The sequence below is a fragment of the Streptomyces sp. NBC_01210 genome, from assembly GCF_036010325.1.
Lineage (GTDB): Bacteria > Actinomycetota > Actinomycetes > Streptomycetales > Streptomycetaceae > Streptomyces.
The window spans coordinates 1,341,340-1,354,164 of record NZ_CP108549.1 but is presented as its reverse complement, the minus strand read 5'-3'; the positions used below and the strand labels follow the sequence as shown (position 1 = coordinate 1,354,164).

The following is a 12,825-nucleotide window of genomic DNA, read 5'->3' as shown; positions in this document are numbered from 1 at the left end:
CGTTGCGCGCATGCGCGCCCCCATCGGGAACCTCGACGACGCCCGGCCCGCCGCCGACTGCCTCGGCCTACTGCCCCCGCCGGTCGCCGACGCGGTCCGCGGCCGGTGCGGCGATGTCCCCGTCGAGCAACTGATCTACGTCGACACCGACCCGGAGATCGCGGACACCGCGGTCTTCGTGGAGCACTACGGGCAGGAGCTGCTCGACGAGTCGGTGAACTGTGTGGTCGTCGCGGGCAAGCGGGGAGGCGAGGCCACGCTGGCCGCCTGCGTCGTCCTCTCCAGCACGCGGATCGACGTCAACGGCGTCGTACGCCGGCAACTGGGCGCGCGCAAAGCCTCGTTCGCCTCCATGGACACCGCGACCGGCGAGACCGGTATGGAGTACGGCGGGATCACGCCGATCGGGCTGCCGGCCGACTGGCCGCTCCTGGTGGACTCCGCCGTCGTCGACACGGAGTGGGTCCTGATCGGCAGTGGGCGACGGCGCGGAAAGCTGATCCTTCCGGGCAAGGCCTTCGCCGGGCTGCCGAACGCCGTCCTCGTCGAGGGACTGGGAGTCGGGCCCTCTTGAAGCCCCGGCGCGGCGGTGCTCACTCCGGCACCGCCCGCGCCGTCCGGTGCTCCCGCAGCCACCCCTGCGAGAAGTCGACCGCGTCGACCAGCCCCAGCAGTCGGCTGTGCGCCGAACCCACCGGACCCGTCCGTAAACCTGCGCCGCTCGCGCCGCGTTCGAAGTCCGTCCCGAGAGCGGCGAAATCGCTGTCGTCCAGATCCGCGTCCTCGTACTCACCGTGCGCAGCGCCGCGTGCACCATCAGGACGCCGCCGGGCTCGAGGCCCAGCCCGGCCAGTTGCGCGGCCGGCCGCCGGTCGCTGTGGATCGTGCTCAATGCGGCTCCACCCCGCTGGTGGGCTCTCAGCCGAGCCGTGGGATCTCGATGGCCGGGCAGCGGTCCATGACCATGTCGAGACCGGCCGCGCGGGTGCGCTCGTAGGCATCCTCGTCTACCACACCCAGCTGGAACCAGACCGCCTTCGCGCCGATCGCGGCGGCCTCGTCCGCCACCGGACCCGCCAGGCCGGAATTGACGAAGACATCGACCACATCGACCTCGAAGGGGATGTCGGCGAGCGTGGCGTAACCCTGCTCACCATGGACCGTCTCGGCCTTGGGGTGCACCGGTACGATGCGCTTGCCATAGCGCTGGAGGACATCGGCGACGCCGTGCGCGGCCCGCGTCTCGTTGCTGGACAGGCCGACCACCGCCCAGGTGTCACCCGTCGAGGTCAGGATCCTGCGGATCGTCTCTGCGTCTGCGTACATGCCCGGGTCAACGGGCGGCCGGCGCGGAGCATTCCCCTCCGGGCGGCGCATAGGGTGGCGGAATGCAGGAGCAGTACCGGACGGTCGCCCGCGAGGGCGTGCACGAGACCGAGATCAACAGATCGCGCTTCATCTGCGCGCTCGCCCCGGCCGCCACCGAGGAGGAGGCGCAGGCCTTCGTCGCACGCATCCGCAAGGAGCACCCGACCGCCACCCACAACTGTTTCGCGTACGTCATCGGTGCCGAAGCCGCCGTGCAGAAGGCGAGCGACGACGGTGAACCGGGCGGCACGGCGGGTGTACCCATGCTGCAGATGCTGATGCGGCGAGAAGTCCGTTATGTCGTCGCTGTCGTCACCCGCTACTACGGCGGTGTGAAACTCGGTGCGGGCGGGCTGATCAGGGCGTACGGGGGAGCGGTCGGCGAAGCCCTGGACGCGCTCGGCACTCTCACCAGGCAGCGCTTCCGGCTGGCCACCGTCACCGTCGACCACCAGCGGGCGGGCAAGCTGGAGAACGATCTGCGGGCGACCGGGCGGGATGTGCGCGAGGTCCGGTACGCGGAGGCCGTCACCATGGAGATCGGGCTGCCGGACGCCGACATCGACGGTTTCCGTTCCTGGCTGGCCGACGCGACGGCGGGGACGGCGGGACTGGAACTCGGCGGTGAAGCGTACGGAGATGCCTGAAGCCGCCTGTGATGTCCGACCCCACCGTTACTCTCGAGGATCATGAGATTCCTGCATACGTCGGACTGGCATCTGGGACGGTCGTTCCACCGGGTGAGCTTGCTCGACGCCCAGGCCGCGTTCCTCGACCGCCTGGTGGCGACGGTGCGCGAGCGCGACGTGGACGCGGTGCTGGTCGCGGGAGATGTCTATGACCGGGCCGTGCCGCCGCTGGCGGCAGTTGAGCTCTTCGACGAGGCGCTGCACCGGCTGGCCGCCGCGGGCGTGCCGACCGTGATGATCTCCGGGAACCACGACTCGGCGCGCAGGCTCGGCGTCGGCGCGGGGCTGATCGAGCGCGCCGGCATACATCTGCGCACCGATCCGGCGGGGTGCGGCACGCCCGTGCTGCTGAGCGACGCGCACGGCGCGGTGGCCTGCTACGGGCTGCCGTATCTCGAACCCTCCCTGGTGAAGGGCGAGTTCAAGACGGAGAAGGCGCGCCACGAAGCCGTACTCGGCGCGGCGATGGAGCGCGTACGGGCCGATCTCGCGACGCGTGAGGAGGGCACCCGGTCCGTGGTCCTCGCGCATGCGTTCGTCGCGGGCGGCGAAGAGAGCGACAGCGAGCGGGACATCACCGTCGGAGGAGTCTCCGCCGTGCCCTCCGCCGTGTTCCGCGGTGTCGACTATGCCGCACTCGGACATCTGCACGGCTGCCAGACCATCACGGAGCGCGTGCGCTACTCCGGATCACCGCTCGCCTACTCCTTCTCGGAGGCCCATCACCGCAAGACGATGTGGCTCATCGACCTCGGGGCGCGGGGCGAACTCACCGCCGAGCGCATCGACTGCCCGGTGCCGCGCGGCCTCGCCCGGCTGCGCGGCACGCTCGAAGCACTGCTCGACGATCCGGCGTTGGTCCGGCACGAGCAGTCGTTCGTCGAGGCGACCCTCACCGATCCGGTGCGCCCGGCAGAACCGATGGCGCGCCTCACCGAGCGGTTCCCGCACACCCTGAGCCTCGTCTTCGAGCCGGAGCGCCCCGGCGGGGACGCCGCCACTTCGTACGCACAGCGGCTGAAGGGACGCAGCGACCAGCAGATCGCGGAGGACTTCGTGGCTCATGTGCGCGGCGGCAGCGGGCCCGACGACCGGGAACGCACCGTGCTGCGCGGAGCCTTCGACGACGTACGGGTGGACGAGGGTGTGCGCGAGGTGGCCCGGTGAGACTGCATCAGCTGACTGTCACCGCTTTCGGCCCCTTCGGCTCCAGCCAGCAGATCGACTTCGACGCGCTGTCCACCGCCGGGATCTTCCTCCTGCACGGACCGACCGGCGCCGGCAAGACCTCCGTCCTCGACGCGGTCTGCTTCGCGCTGTACGGGGCGGTGCCGGGCGCACGACAGAGCCCTGGTGCCTCGCTGCGCAGCGACCACGCCCCGGCCGGCACCCCCACCGAGGTGTGCGTCGAACTGACCGTGGGCGGACGGCGACTGGAGATCAAACGCCGTCCGGCCCAGCCGCGTCGCAAGAAGAACGGCAAGGGCTTCACCACCGAACGGGCCCAGAGCTGGCTGCGCGAGTACGACGCCGGGATCGGCGAGTGGCAGTCGCTGAGCCGCTCCCACCAGGAGATCGGCGAGGAGATCAACCAGCTGGTCGGGATGAGCCGCGACCAGTTCTGCCAGGTGGTGCTGCTGCCCCAGGGAGACTTCGCGCGCTTCCTGCGCGCCGACGCCGAGGCGCGCGGCAAGCTACTTGGACGGCTCTTCGACACCCGCCGCTTCGCCGCCGTCGAGGAACGCCTCGCCGAACAGCGGCGCGTGGCCGAGCAGCAGGTACGCGCCGGTGACGAGCGGCTGCTCGCGATCGCCCACCGGATGGAACAGGCGGCGGGCGCGGCGGCCGGCGACTGGCCGCCGCCGCAACAGCAGCCGGGCGACCCCGGGCTCGCCGCGGCCGTCCTCGCCTGGGCGGCCGTCGCCCGCGCGGGCGCGCGGGAAATGCTGGACATCGCCGACTGGGCGCTGGCCGCGACGGAAAGCCGGCAGGCTGCCGCCCGGCACGCCCTGGACGCCGAGCGTGAACTCGCCCGGCTGCAGCAGCGGTACGAGGACGCACGGCAGCGGGCCGAGGCGCTCGAAACGCGGCGCCCCGAACGCGAAGAACTTCGGGCCCGGCTGGAGCGGGCCCGCAAGGCGGAGCTGGTGGGGCCCGCGCTGAGGCTGCGCGACGACGCCGAACGGGAACACCGCAGCGCCGACGCCGAACGGGAGCGTGCGCGGTCCGTACTTCCGCCGGACCTCGCGGAGGCCGGCGCGGAACAGCTGGCGGGGCTCGAACGAAAGCTGCGCCAGGACCTGGGCGGCCTCGAAGCCGCCCGGCGCGCGGAGCGCCGGAGCGCGGAGATTGCCCGCGAACGCGCGGACCTGGACCGCCAGGCCCGGGCGGACGACGACATCATCCAGGACGCGGCGGGCTGGCTGTCCGGCTGGGAGGGCGTCCGGCGAAGCCACCAGGAGCGGATCGTGGCGTCGCAGGAGGCGGCCACCCGCGCAGAGAACCTGACCGGACAGCTCGAACCGGCCCGCCGAAGGCTGCGGGCGGCATGTGAACGGGACCGGCTCAGGGCGCGCACCGAGCAGGCCGAGGAGCAGCTGCGTACTGCCCGCGACCGCGCGAACAGCGCGCGAGAGAGCTGGCTCGACCTGAAGGAGCGCCGACTGCGGGGCATCGCGGCGGAGTTGGCAGCCGGGCTGGTGACGGGCCGGCCGTGCGCGGTCTGCGGCTCGGCGGAACACCCTGCGCCGGCCCGCGCCGGGGACGGGCATGTCGACCGTACGGCGGAGGAAGCGGCGTACGAGGACTCAGCACGGGCGGACGGGGCGAAGGCGGATGCCGAACGTGAACTGGCGGTGGTACGCGAGGCGTTCACGACGGCACGGGAGGCGGCGCGGCTCACGCCGACGGGGGCTGGAACGCGGGGCGACGCGGGCAGCCGGGCTGTCGAGGCCGGGGAGCCGGAGGGCCCGGAGGTGAGGTCCGGCGACGCGCTCGACCGGGCGAAGGCCGAACCAAGCTCCGGCGACGTGGAACTCGATGCGACGAGCGGCGGGGTGGGGCGTGCCGAGGCCGCGACCGCTGATGGGCGGGACACGGTCGGCAGCTCTGTGCGGCGTTCCGGCGTGGCGGCCGATGGCGACGACCCCGACGCCGGTGAACTCCGCGTATTCGTCGAGCAGTTGGAGCGCAAACACACCGACGCGCACAGCCTCGCCTCCGGTATGCACGCCGCCCGCGAGGCGCTCGACCGGGCCGAGCGGGAGCGTGAGGAGCGGCTTGGCGCGCAGCAGCAGGCCGAGCGGCGCGCCGCCGCGCGGACTTCGCAGCGGGAAGCCCTCGACCGCGAACAGACCGCGCTGGAAAGCGAACTGGCCCGGGCCAGAGGCGGCACGGGCAGCGTCGCCGAGCACTCCGCGCTGCTGGAGCGCCGGGTGCGGCTGCTCGTCGAGGCGGCCGAGGCCGTACGGTCTGCCGACGCCACCGAGCAGCGACTGAAGGAGGCCGACGACCGGCTGGCCGACGCGGCGTTCCGGGCCGGGTTCGACACACCGAGCGCCGCGGCCGCCGCGCTGCTCGGCGACGCGCAGCAGCGTGACCTCCAACATCGGATCGACGCCTGGCAGACCGAGGCCGCCGCGGTCGCCGACCGGCTGGCCGAAGCGGACACCCGGAGCGCCGCCGAGCACGGCGCCGCCGACCCCGAAGCCGCTCGGGCCGCCCATGACGCCGCCGAGCGTGCTCTGCGCGACGCCGCGTCCGGGCTCGCCGCGGCCCGCGACCGGTGCGCGGAGCTCGCCCGGCTCTCCCGGCAGGCCGTGCTGGAAGTCCGCAGGCTCGGCCCGCTGCGCGAGGAGTACGACCGGGTGGCCCGCCTCGCCGGACTCACCGCGGGTACCTCCGCAGACAATGAGCGCAAGATGCGCCTCGAGTCGTACGTCCTGGCGGCCCGCCTCGAACAGGTCGCGGCCGCCGCCACCGTACGGCTGCAGCGCATGTCGTCCGGCCGCTACACCCTGGTGCACTCAGACGCCCGGGCCGGCGGCAAGCGTTCCGGACTCGGACTGCATGTCGTCGACGCCTGGACCGGCAGTGAGCGTGACACGTCGACCCTCTCCGGCGGCGAGACTTTCTTCGCCTCGCTCGCGCTCGCGCTCGGTCTCGCCGACGTCGTCACCGGCGAGGCCGGCGGCGTACAGCTGGACACCCTCTTCATCGACGAGGGCTTCGGCAGCCTGGACGACCAGACCCTGGACGAGGTGCTCGACGTGCTCGACTCGCTGCGCGAGCGGGATCGCAGCGTCGGCATCGTCAGCCATGTCGCCGATCTGCGCCGACGGATCCCCGCCCAGCTGGAGGTCGTCAAGGAACGGCACGGCTCGGCGGTGCGGCTGCGTGCCGCGCCGCTCAGCGGCTGATCGCCCGGCGCGGCAGTGGAGAGGAATAGACGACGCTCGTCGTCACCGAGCCGAGTGCGCCGATCTTTCCGGAGACCTCCTCGAGGTGGTTCATCGAGCGGGTGGCGACCTTGAGTACGAAGCAGTCGTCGCCCGTCACATGGTGGGCCTCGAGGATCTCGGGCGTGGTCTCCAGCAGATCGTGGAACGGCTTGTAATTGCCGTTCGGGTAGCGGAGTCGTACGAACGCGAGGATGGGGAGCCCGAGCCGCTCCTGCTCCACCACCGCGGTGTATCCGGATATCACCCCGGCCTCCTCCAGCCTGCGGATCCGCTCGGTCACGGCGCTCGACGACATGGAGACGACCCTGGCCAGCTCGGCGAAGCTGGCCCGGCCCCGGCTCTGCAGGGCTTCGAGGATGCGCCAATCCGTGGCGTCCGGTGAAAATCCGGTCATGCTCGAGAAATAGCAGGGAAATCCCCGGCCGATCAAGACATGTTCCGGGAGATCTCACTTCAGGGAAACGGTCCCCGACCGTAGATTTTCGGTCATGACTACGACGCAGCTCGCCACGAACCCCGTCCTCCGCGTGCCGCCGGCCTCGCCCGCGGCAGCCGCCGCCTACTTCGCGGCCGGCCTGGCCTTTCACGCCGATGTCTCCGATGTCGCCTCGGCGCTGGCGGCCGGCGGCGACCCGGGTTTCGTGGTCCTCGACTCCCGCTCCACCGAGTCCTGGGACCAGGGGCACGTGCCCGGTGCGGTCCATCTGCCGACCGCCCTGATCGCCGAGCAGGCCGAGCAGCTGCTGGACAAGTCGGTGCCGGTCGTCACGTACTGCTGGGGCCCCGGCTGCAACGGAGCGACGCGCGCGGCTCTGGCCCTCGCCGAACTCGGCTACCAGGTGAAGGAGATGCTCGGTGGTTTCGAGTACTGGGCCCGTGAGGGCTTCGAGTTCGAGACCTGGGAGGGCAGCCGCAAGCGCGACGCCGACCCGCTGACCGCGCCTCTCGACTCGGACAACTGCGGCTGCTGATCCGGACCCGCGACCCGAAATCTCCCACCGCACGACGGACGGGTACGGGAGCGGGAACAGGGCGTCCGATGCGCTGGAGTCGGCACCGGACGTGCCGCCCGCAGGACGACATCGAGTACGGCGTCGTTGTCGCACGCGTAATGCCCGCTCGCCCGGGCCGTATCGCCCTCGACGACCGCCCAGCCGTCACCGCCGATGTCGCCCGCTCGCACGCCCCCGCGACGCCGACCACGATCGCGCTCGGCAGGTCCGCCGCCTCCAGACGCGCGGCGAACTCCAGCACCTCGTCCTGGCGCGGGGCGTCCGCCGGCGGCGCCACGTCCAGCGATGCGCCCACCGCGTACCGGCTCCCCGTCGCCGCCGCACGGGCCGACGGTGGCCGGGCTCATGCCATTCGGCTGAGCCCGGCCGACGCGGCGGGCCGTACGCGACTTCGGCCGTCCGCTGTCAGAGCTTCGACAGCTCGTCGACCAGATCGTCCAGGCCCAGCGAGCCCTGCGACAGAGCCGCCATGTGCCAGGCCTTCGCGTCGAACGCGTCGCCGTGTGCCTTGCGCGCGTTCTCCCGGCCCAGCAGCCACGCCCGCTCACCCAGCTTGTAGCCGATCGCCTGTGCCGGAACGGACAGATACCGCGTCAGCTCGCTCTCCACGAAGTCCGCCGGCCGTCCGCTGTGGCTGCCGAAGAACTCCTGCCCCAGAGCCGGTGTCCAGCGCTCGCCCGGGTGGAACGGCGAGTCCGCCGGGATCTCCAGCTCCAGATGCATGCCGATGTCCACGATCACCCGGCATGCCCGCATCATCTGCGCGTCCAGATAGCCCAGCCTGCGCTCCGGGTCGGGCAGGAAGCCCAGTTCGTCCATCAGCCGCTCCGCGTACAGCGCCCAGCCCTCGGCGTTGGCGCTGACCCCGCCGATCGTCGCCTGGTAGCGGGAGAGCTGGTCCGCGACATGCACCCATTGCGCGATCTGCAGATGGTGGCCGGGAACGCCCTCGTGGTACCAGGTCGACACCAGGTCGTACACGGGGAAACGCGTGGCGCCCATGGTCGGCAGCCAGGTACAGCCGGGGCGGCTGAAGTCTTCGGACGGGCCGGTGTAGTACGGCGCCGCCGCGCCGCCCGACGGAGCGATCCGGGACTCCACCTTCCGTACCCGTTCGGCCAGTTCGAAGTGCGTGCCGTCCAGCGCCTCGATCGCCTCGTCCATGATCTTCTGCAGCCAGGCCCGCACCTCCTCGACACCCTCGATGTGCTCACCGTGCTCGTCGAGGTGCGCAAGCGCCTCCCAGGGCCCCGCGCCCGGAAGGATCTTGTCCGCCTCGGTCTTCATCTCGGCCAGCAGCCGGTGATACTCGGACCAGCCGTATGCGTAGGCCTCGTCGAGGTCGAGGTCGGTGCCGTTGAAGTAGCGCGACCAGCGGGCGTAGCGCTCGCGGCCCACCGTGTCGGGCGCGTCCGCCACGGCGGGGGCGTAGACATCGCGCATCCAGTCGCGCAGATCCGCAAGTGCCCCGGTCGCACTGCGGGCCGCCTCGTCGAGCTCGGTGCGGAGCGTGAGGGGGCCGCCCGCCGCGAACTCCTCGAACCAGCTGCGATCCGTGCCGAGCCACTCGGTCATCTGGTCGATATTGGTCCGGGTTGCGCGGGGGCCGCCCAGCAGCTTCCGCTCGAGTCCCAGCGCCAGCGAGGCGCGGTAGCCCTCCAGGGCGCGCGGCACCGCCCGCAGCCGCTGCGCCACGGCCGCCCAGTCCTCATCGGTCTGCGTCGGCGTCACGGTGAACACCTCGCGCACCGTGTGCACCGGCGAGCGCATATTGCTCACCGTGCGCAGACCTTCATCGGTTTCGTGCACGGCGAGTTCCGCTGTCAGCCGCTCTCGCAACAGCCGGCCGCAGCGCCGTTCCGCATCGCTCTCCGCGGCCGGCAGCTTCTCGGCATCGTCCAGCCTGGCGAGTGTCTCGCGAGCGAGTTCGGCGAAAGCCTCCTGACCGGCTGGTGAGTAGTCGGGAAGGAGGCCCGAGCTCTCCTTGAGTCCCAGATACGTGCCGATGGTCGGGTCGAGTTCGATGAGTGCGTCGACGTAGGAGTCGGCGACCTGTCGTGGCAGCGCGCTGCTGGAAGTGACTGGCATGCGCACATCCTCATACGACTGAGGCCTCCGCGTCACCATCATTGGATCTCAGTCGCCTGTCGGTGGCCTGTCAGTGCCCTGTCAATGATCCTGGGCGCCGACCGGCATCGGAGGCAGCAGCGGGCCGCAGTCCCACTGCTGGAAGATCAGTCGCGTCTCGACCCTGGCGACTTCTCGCCGTGAGGTGAACTCGTCCACCACCAGACGTTGCAGATCGGCCGTGTCCATCACGGCCACATGCACCAGATAGTCGTCGGGGCCGGTGAGATGGAACAGCGCCCGGGATTCGGGCAGCGCGCGGATCCGTTCCACGAACGGACCGATCAGTTCCCGCCGGTGCGGCCGGACCTGCACGGAGAGGAGCGCCTGCAGCCCGCGCCCCAGCCGGGCGGGATCCAGGGCCAGCCGATGCCCGAGGATCACGCCGGAGCGGCGCAGCCTGGTCACCCGGTCCAGGCAGGTGGACGGCGCCACTCCGACCTCCGCAGCCAGCTCGCGATAGGTGGTCCGGGCGTCGTTCTGCAGCAGGCGGAGTATGTGCAGATCCACCGGGTCGAGTGCGACAGATTCAGCCATTCGCCGAACGTAACACGACCCTTGGCCATTACCTCCCGGTAGGTGTTCAGAGTGCGGGCATGGAGAACGCAGCCTCGGTCACCCCCGCACCCCGGGCCCTGGCCACCGAAGCAGTACACGCCGGACGCGAGGACCTCGCAGAGCTCGGCGTGCACGCCCCGCCGCTGGACCTGTCCACCACCTACCCGTCGTACGACGCCGCAGGTGAGGCCGAGCGTATCGACGGCTTCGCCGCCACCGGCGCGCGACTGGAGGGACCGCCGGTCTACGCCCGGCTCGACAACCCGACCACGGCCCGTTTCGAGACAGCGCTCGCCAGGCTGGAAGGAGCCGAGAGCGCGGTCGCCTTCGCCAGCGGGATGGCCGCGCTCACCGCCGTACTGCTGGTACGGGCGAGCATGGGGCTGCGTCACGTGGTCGCGGTCCGGCCGTTGTACGGGTGCAGCGACCATCTGCTGAACGCGGGGCTGCTCGGGACCGAGGTGACCTGGACCGACCCCGCGGGCATCGCGGAGGCGATCCGGCCGGAAACCGGCCTTGTGATGGTGGAGACGCCCGCCAACCCGACGCTCGCCGAGGTCGATCTGCGAGCCGTTCGGCACGCCTGCGGCTCCGTGCCGCTGCTCGTCGACAACACCTTCGCCACGCCTGTGCTGCAGCGGCCGGTGGAGCACGGGGCGCGGATCGTGCTGCACAGCGCGACCAAGTACCTGGGCGGGCACGGCGATGTGATGGGCGGAGTGGTGGCCTGCGACGAGGAGTTCGCCCGAAGCCTCCGGCAGGTGCGGTTCGCGACCGGCGGCGTCCTGCATCCGATGGCCGGATATCTGCTGCTGCGTGGACTGTCCACGCTGCCGGTACGGGTACGGGCCGCATCCACCACGGCGGCCGACCTGGCCCGCCGGCTGGCCGCCGACCCGCGGATCGCCCGAGTCCACTATCCGAGCGTGGGCGGGGCGATGGTCTCCTTCGAGGTGTACGGGGACCCGCGGAGCGTGATCTCGGCCGTGCGGCTGATCACGCCGGCGGTCAGTCTCGGCAGCGTCGACAGCCTGATCCAGCACCCGGCCTCCATCAGCCACCGCATCGTGGCTGAGGGAGACCGGCACTCGGCGGGCGTCAGCGACCGGCTGCTGCGGATGTCGGTCGGTCTTGAGGACGTGGAGGATCTATGGCGTGATCTGACCGAGGCCCTCAGCGCTCAGCCTGTTCGTACGGAAACAGCGCGCGTACGGGAGTCGCGTCAAGTCGGGCGGTGATGACCAGCGTGCCCTCCTCGATCTGGTAGTCGAGCGGCAGGTTCAGGGCGCGCATGGCAGCCACCATCGCGGTGTTGGAGGAACGGGTGACGGCGTAGACGCTGCCGCAGCCCGCCTCGACAGCGAGGGCGACCAGTCGGCCGAGCAGCTCCGATCCGATGCCGCGGCCCTGCCATTCGTCCTCGACGAGCAGCGCGACCTCGGTCTCGTCCCCGTCCCAGAGGAGATGTCCGAGGGCGACGAGACGGCCGGAGGCGGTCTGGACGGCGAGGGTGCGGCCGAAACGCGGGCTGAGCAGGTGGTTGAGGTAGCGGTCGGCGTCGCCGACCGGGCCGTGGTAGCGCATGCTCAGGGTGCGCTCGGAGCAGCGGTCGTGCATCGCCACGGCGGCTTCGACGTCGCCCTGGTCGACGCGGCGCACGGTGATCTCGTTGCCCTCGGGGAGGGTGAGGACGTCCTGGCTGCGCGGGATACGGGGACCGAGGCGCGCGTCCAGTTCCACCAGGGCGCGGGCCCGTGCGAACTCGGTGGGCGTGAACGGAAGATAGGGCCGTTCGACGGTGATGGCTCCACCGTTCGGGTCGCGCAGCCGCATCACCGTCTCCTCCAGCACGCCTTCCACCGGCGGAATCTCTCCGGTGGGCCGGCCTGTCAGCGAGACCGGAGGCAGCGAATGGATCGTGCAGCGGCCGAGCAACTGGCGCAGTGCCAGCGGCAGTTCGGCCGCGTCAAGGGCGGTACGGGTGGCGAGGCCCAGCACCCGGGTGGGGGTGTCGACGAGATCGTGGGCGTCGGCCCGCTCGATCCAGGTGTTGCTGCCGCCCGCCCCGGAGATCTCCCGGGTGAGCTGCTGCGCCTGCAGGGACGCGGGGGCGCGCAGCAGGAACTCGTCCACCGTGCCCTCGGCCAGCGGATGGGTCTGGAGGGTGAGGATGTCGACCCGGTATTGTGCGAGGGCGATGCACAGTGCGGCCAGGCTGCCGGGTGTGTCCCGCACAGTGGTCCGCATCCGCCAAAGCGCCGTCTCGTTCAGCTCGCCCCGTGCCGCGGCCCCGGTCGCGGAGGACACCGCCACCCCGGCATCTCCCATGACGTCGATGCTGTCCGTACTGTCCGTCGGAGGGGCATGACTGTGGTGTCGTGCCCACCATGTGTGGAAGGCGGCCGTGGCGACGAGGGCCACGGCTGAGGCGATGAGCAGGAACGGGCCGTCCGGCCCGTGCCCGATCATGTTCGCGATGGCGTCGGCGACCGCGACGGCGGTGAACATGGCTGCCAGTTCGACGAGATCCCGCCGCCAGTGGTGTGGGCGGCGGGCACTCTTCGCAGAAGTCACATCTGTCATGCCATCACTGTGACCGAACGGTGTTGC

The 12,825-nt window shown here is 71.3% G+C and carries 12 protein-coding genes; 6 read left to right on the top strand and 6 right to left on the bottom strand.

Annotated features, from left to right (window positions below; genetic code table 11):
- The first annotated feature begins 10 nt into the window (after window positions 1–10).
- The gene (locus tag OG735_RS05990) at window positions 11–574 is read left to right on the top strand and encodes a YbaK/EbsC family protein (RefSeq protein ID WP_327322089.1); all 564 of its coding nucleotides are present in this window, start codon (window positions 11–13) and stop codon (window positions 572–574) included.
- Between the two features lie 19 nt (window positions 575–593).
- Here OG735_RS05990 and OG735_RS05985 read toward each other — a convergent pair whose 3' ends face one another.
- Window positions 594–1,001 (bottom strand): AAC(3) family N-acetyltransferase, encoded by a 408-nt coding sequence (locus tag OG735_RS05985; RefSeq protein WP_327322088.1) that lies wholly within the window; start codon window positions 999–1,001, stop codon window positions 594–596.
- The gene (locus OG735_RS05980; RefSeq protein ID WP_327322087.1) at window positions 919–1,326 is read right to left on the bottom strand and encodes a CoA-binding protein; all 408 of its coding nucleotides are present in this window, start codon (window positions 1,324–1,326) and stop codon (window positions 919–921) included. The genes OG735_RS05985 and OG735_RS05980 overlap by 83 nt, the downstream gene beginning before the upstream one ends.
- Before the next feature lie 62 nt (window positions 1,327–1,388).
- Between OG735_RS05980 and OG735_RS05975 the strand changes: the two genes are divergently transcribed.
- From OG735_RS05975 to OG735_RS05965, 3 genes are read left to right on the top strand one after another with little or no spacing between them, the layout of a single operon-like run.
- On the top strand, window positions 1,389–2,015 hold the full coding sequence (locus tag OG735_RS05975; protein ID WP_327322086.1) for a YigZ family protein: 627 nt from the start codon (window positions 1,389–1,391) through the stop codon (window positions 2,013–2,015).
- Window positions 2,016–2,057: 42 nt separating this feature from the next.
- Complete coding sequence (locus OG735_RS05970; protein ID WP_327322085.1) at window positions 2,058–3,224, top strand: exonuclease SbcCD subunit D; 1,167 nt, start codon at window positions 2,058–2,060, stop codon at window positions 3,222–3,224.
- Window positions 3,221–6,475, top strand: coding sequence for an SMC family ATPase (locus tag OG735_RS05965; RefSeq protein WP_327322084.1), 3,255 nt, complete (start codon window positions 3,221–3,223; stop codon window positions 6,473–6,475). The genes OG735_RS05970 and OG735_RS05965 overlap by 4 nt, the downstream gene beginning before the upstream one ends.
- Here the strand turns inward: OG735_RS05965 and OG735_RS05960 are convergent.
- On the bottom strand, window positions 6,465–6,911 hold the full coding sequence (locus OG735_RS05960; protein ID WP_327322083.1) for an Lrp/AsnC family transcriptional regulator: 447 nt from the start codon (window positions 6,909–6,911) through the stop codon (window positions 6,465–6,467). The genes OG735_RS05965 and OG735_RS05960 overlap by 11 nt on opposite strands.
- A 94-nt stretch (window positions 6,912–7,005) precedes the next feature.
- Here OG735_RS05960 and OG735_RS05955 point away from each other — a divergent pair, with 94 nt between their 5' ends.
- Window positions 7,006–7,488: a rhodanese-like domain-containing protein gene (locus OG735_RS05955; protein ID WP_327322082.1), complete on the top strand. Its 483-nt coding sequence runs from the start codon at window positions 7,006–7,008 to the stop codon at window positions 7,486–7,488.
- Between the two features lie 447 nt (window positions 7,489–7,935).
- Here the strand turns inward: OG735_RS05955 and OG735_RS05950 are convergent, their stop codons facing one another.
- A complete protein-coding gene (locus OG735_RS05950; protein ID WP_327322081.1) occupies window positions 7,936–9,618 on the bottom strand; it encodes a DUF885 domain-containing protein in 1,683 nt (560 codons plus the stop codon).
- Between the two features lie 81 nt (window positions 9,619–9,699).
- Complete coding sequence (locus tag OG735_RS05945) at window positions 9,700–10,194, bottom strand: Lrp/AsnC family transcriptional regulator (protein WP_327322080.1); 495 nt, start codon at window positions 10,192–10,194, stop codon at window positions 9,700–9,702.
- Window positions 10,195–10,253: 59 nt separating this feature from the next.
- Between OG735_RS05945 and OG735_RS05940 the strand changes: the two genes are divergently transcribed.
- A complete protein-coding gene (locus tag OG735_RS05940; protein WP_327322079.1) occupies window positions 10,254–11,453 on the top strand; it encodes a trans-sulfuration enzyme family protein in 1,200 nt (399 codons plus the stop codon).
- Here the strand turns inward: OG735_RS05940 and OG735_RS05935 are convergent.
- Window positions 11,389–12,798 (bottom strand): GNAT family N-acetyltransferase, encoded by a 1,410-nt coding sequence (locus OG735_RS05935; RefSeq protein ID WP_327322078.1) that lies wholly within the window; start codon window positions 12,796–12,798, stop codon window positions 11,389–11,391. The two genes, OG735_RS05940 and OG735_RS05935, sit on opposite strands and share 65 nt — an antisense overlap.
- Between the last annotated feature and the right edge of the window lie 27 nt (window positions 12,799–12,825).

Bases quoted from the DNA above. Each gene is read 5' to 3' on its own strand.
- OG735_RS05940 (WP_327322079.1), top strand. From the start codon at position 10,254: ATGGAGAACGCAGCCTCGGTCACCCCCGCACCCCGGGCCCTGGCCACC.
- OG735_RS05950 (WP_327322081.1), bottom strand. From the start codon at position 9,618: ATGCCAGTCACTTCCAGCAGCGCGCTGCCACGACAGGTCGCCGACTCC.
- OG735_RS05985 (WP_327322088.1), bottom strand. From the start codon at position 1,001: ATGCCTACGAGCGCACCCGCGCGGCCGGTCTCGACATGGTCATGGACC.
- OG735_RS05960 (WP_327322083.1), bottom strand. From the start codon at position 6,911: ATGACCGGATTTTCACCGGACGCCACGGATTGGCGCATCCTCGAAGCC.
- OG735_RS05990 (WP_327322089.1), top strand. From the start codon at position 11: ATGCGCGCCCCCATCGGGAACCTCGACGACGCCCGGCCCGCCGCCGAC.
- OG735_RS05945 (WP_327322080.1), bottom strand. From the start codon at position 10,194: ATGGCTGAATCTGTCGCACTCGACCCGGTGGATCTGCACATACTCCGC.
- OG735_RS05955 (WP_327322082.1), top strand. From the start codon at position 7,006: ATGACTACGACGCAGCTCGCCACGAACCCCGTCCTCCGCGTGCCGCCG.
- OG735_RS05970 (WP_327322085.1), top strand. From the start codon at position 2,058: ATGAGATTCCTGCATACGTCGGACTGGCATCTGGGACGGTCGTTCCAC.
- OG735_RS05935 (WP_327322078.1), bottom strand. From the start codon at position 12,798: ATGACAGATGTGACTTCTGCGAAGAGTGCCCGCCGCCCACACCACTGG.
- OG735_RS05975 (WP_327322086.1), top strand. From the start codon at position 1,389: ATGCAGGAGCAGTACCGGACGGTCGCCCGCGAGGGCGTGCACGAGACC.
- OG735_RS05980 (WP_327322087.1), bottom strand. From the start codon at position 1,326: ATGTACGCAGACGCAGAGACGATCCGCAGGATCCTGACCTCGACGGGT.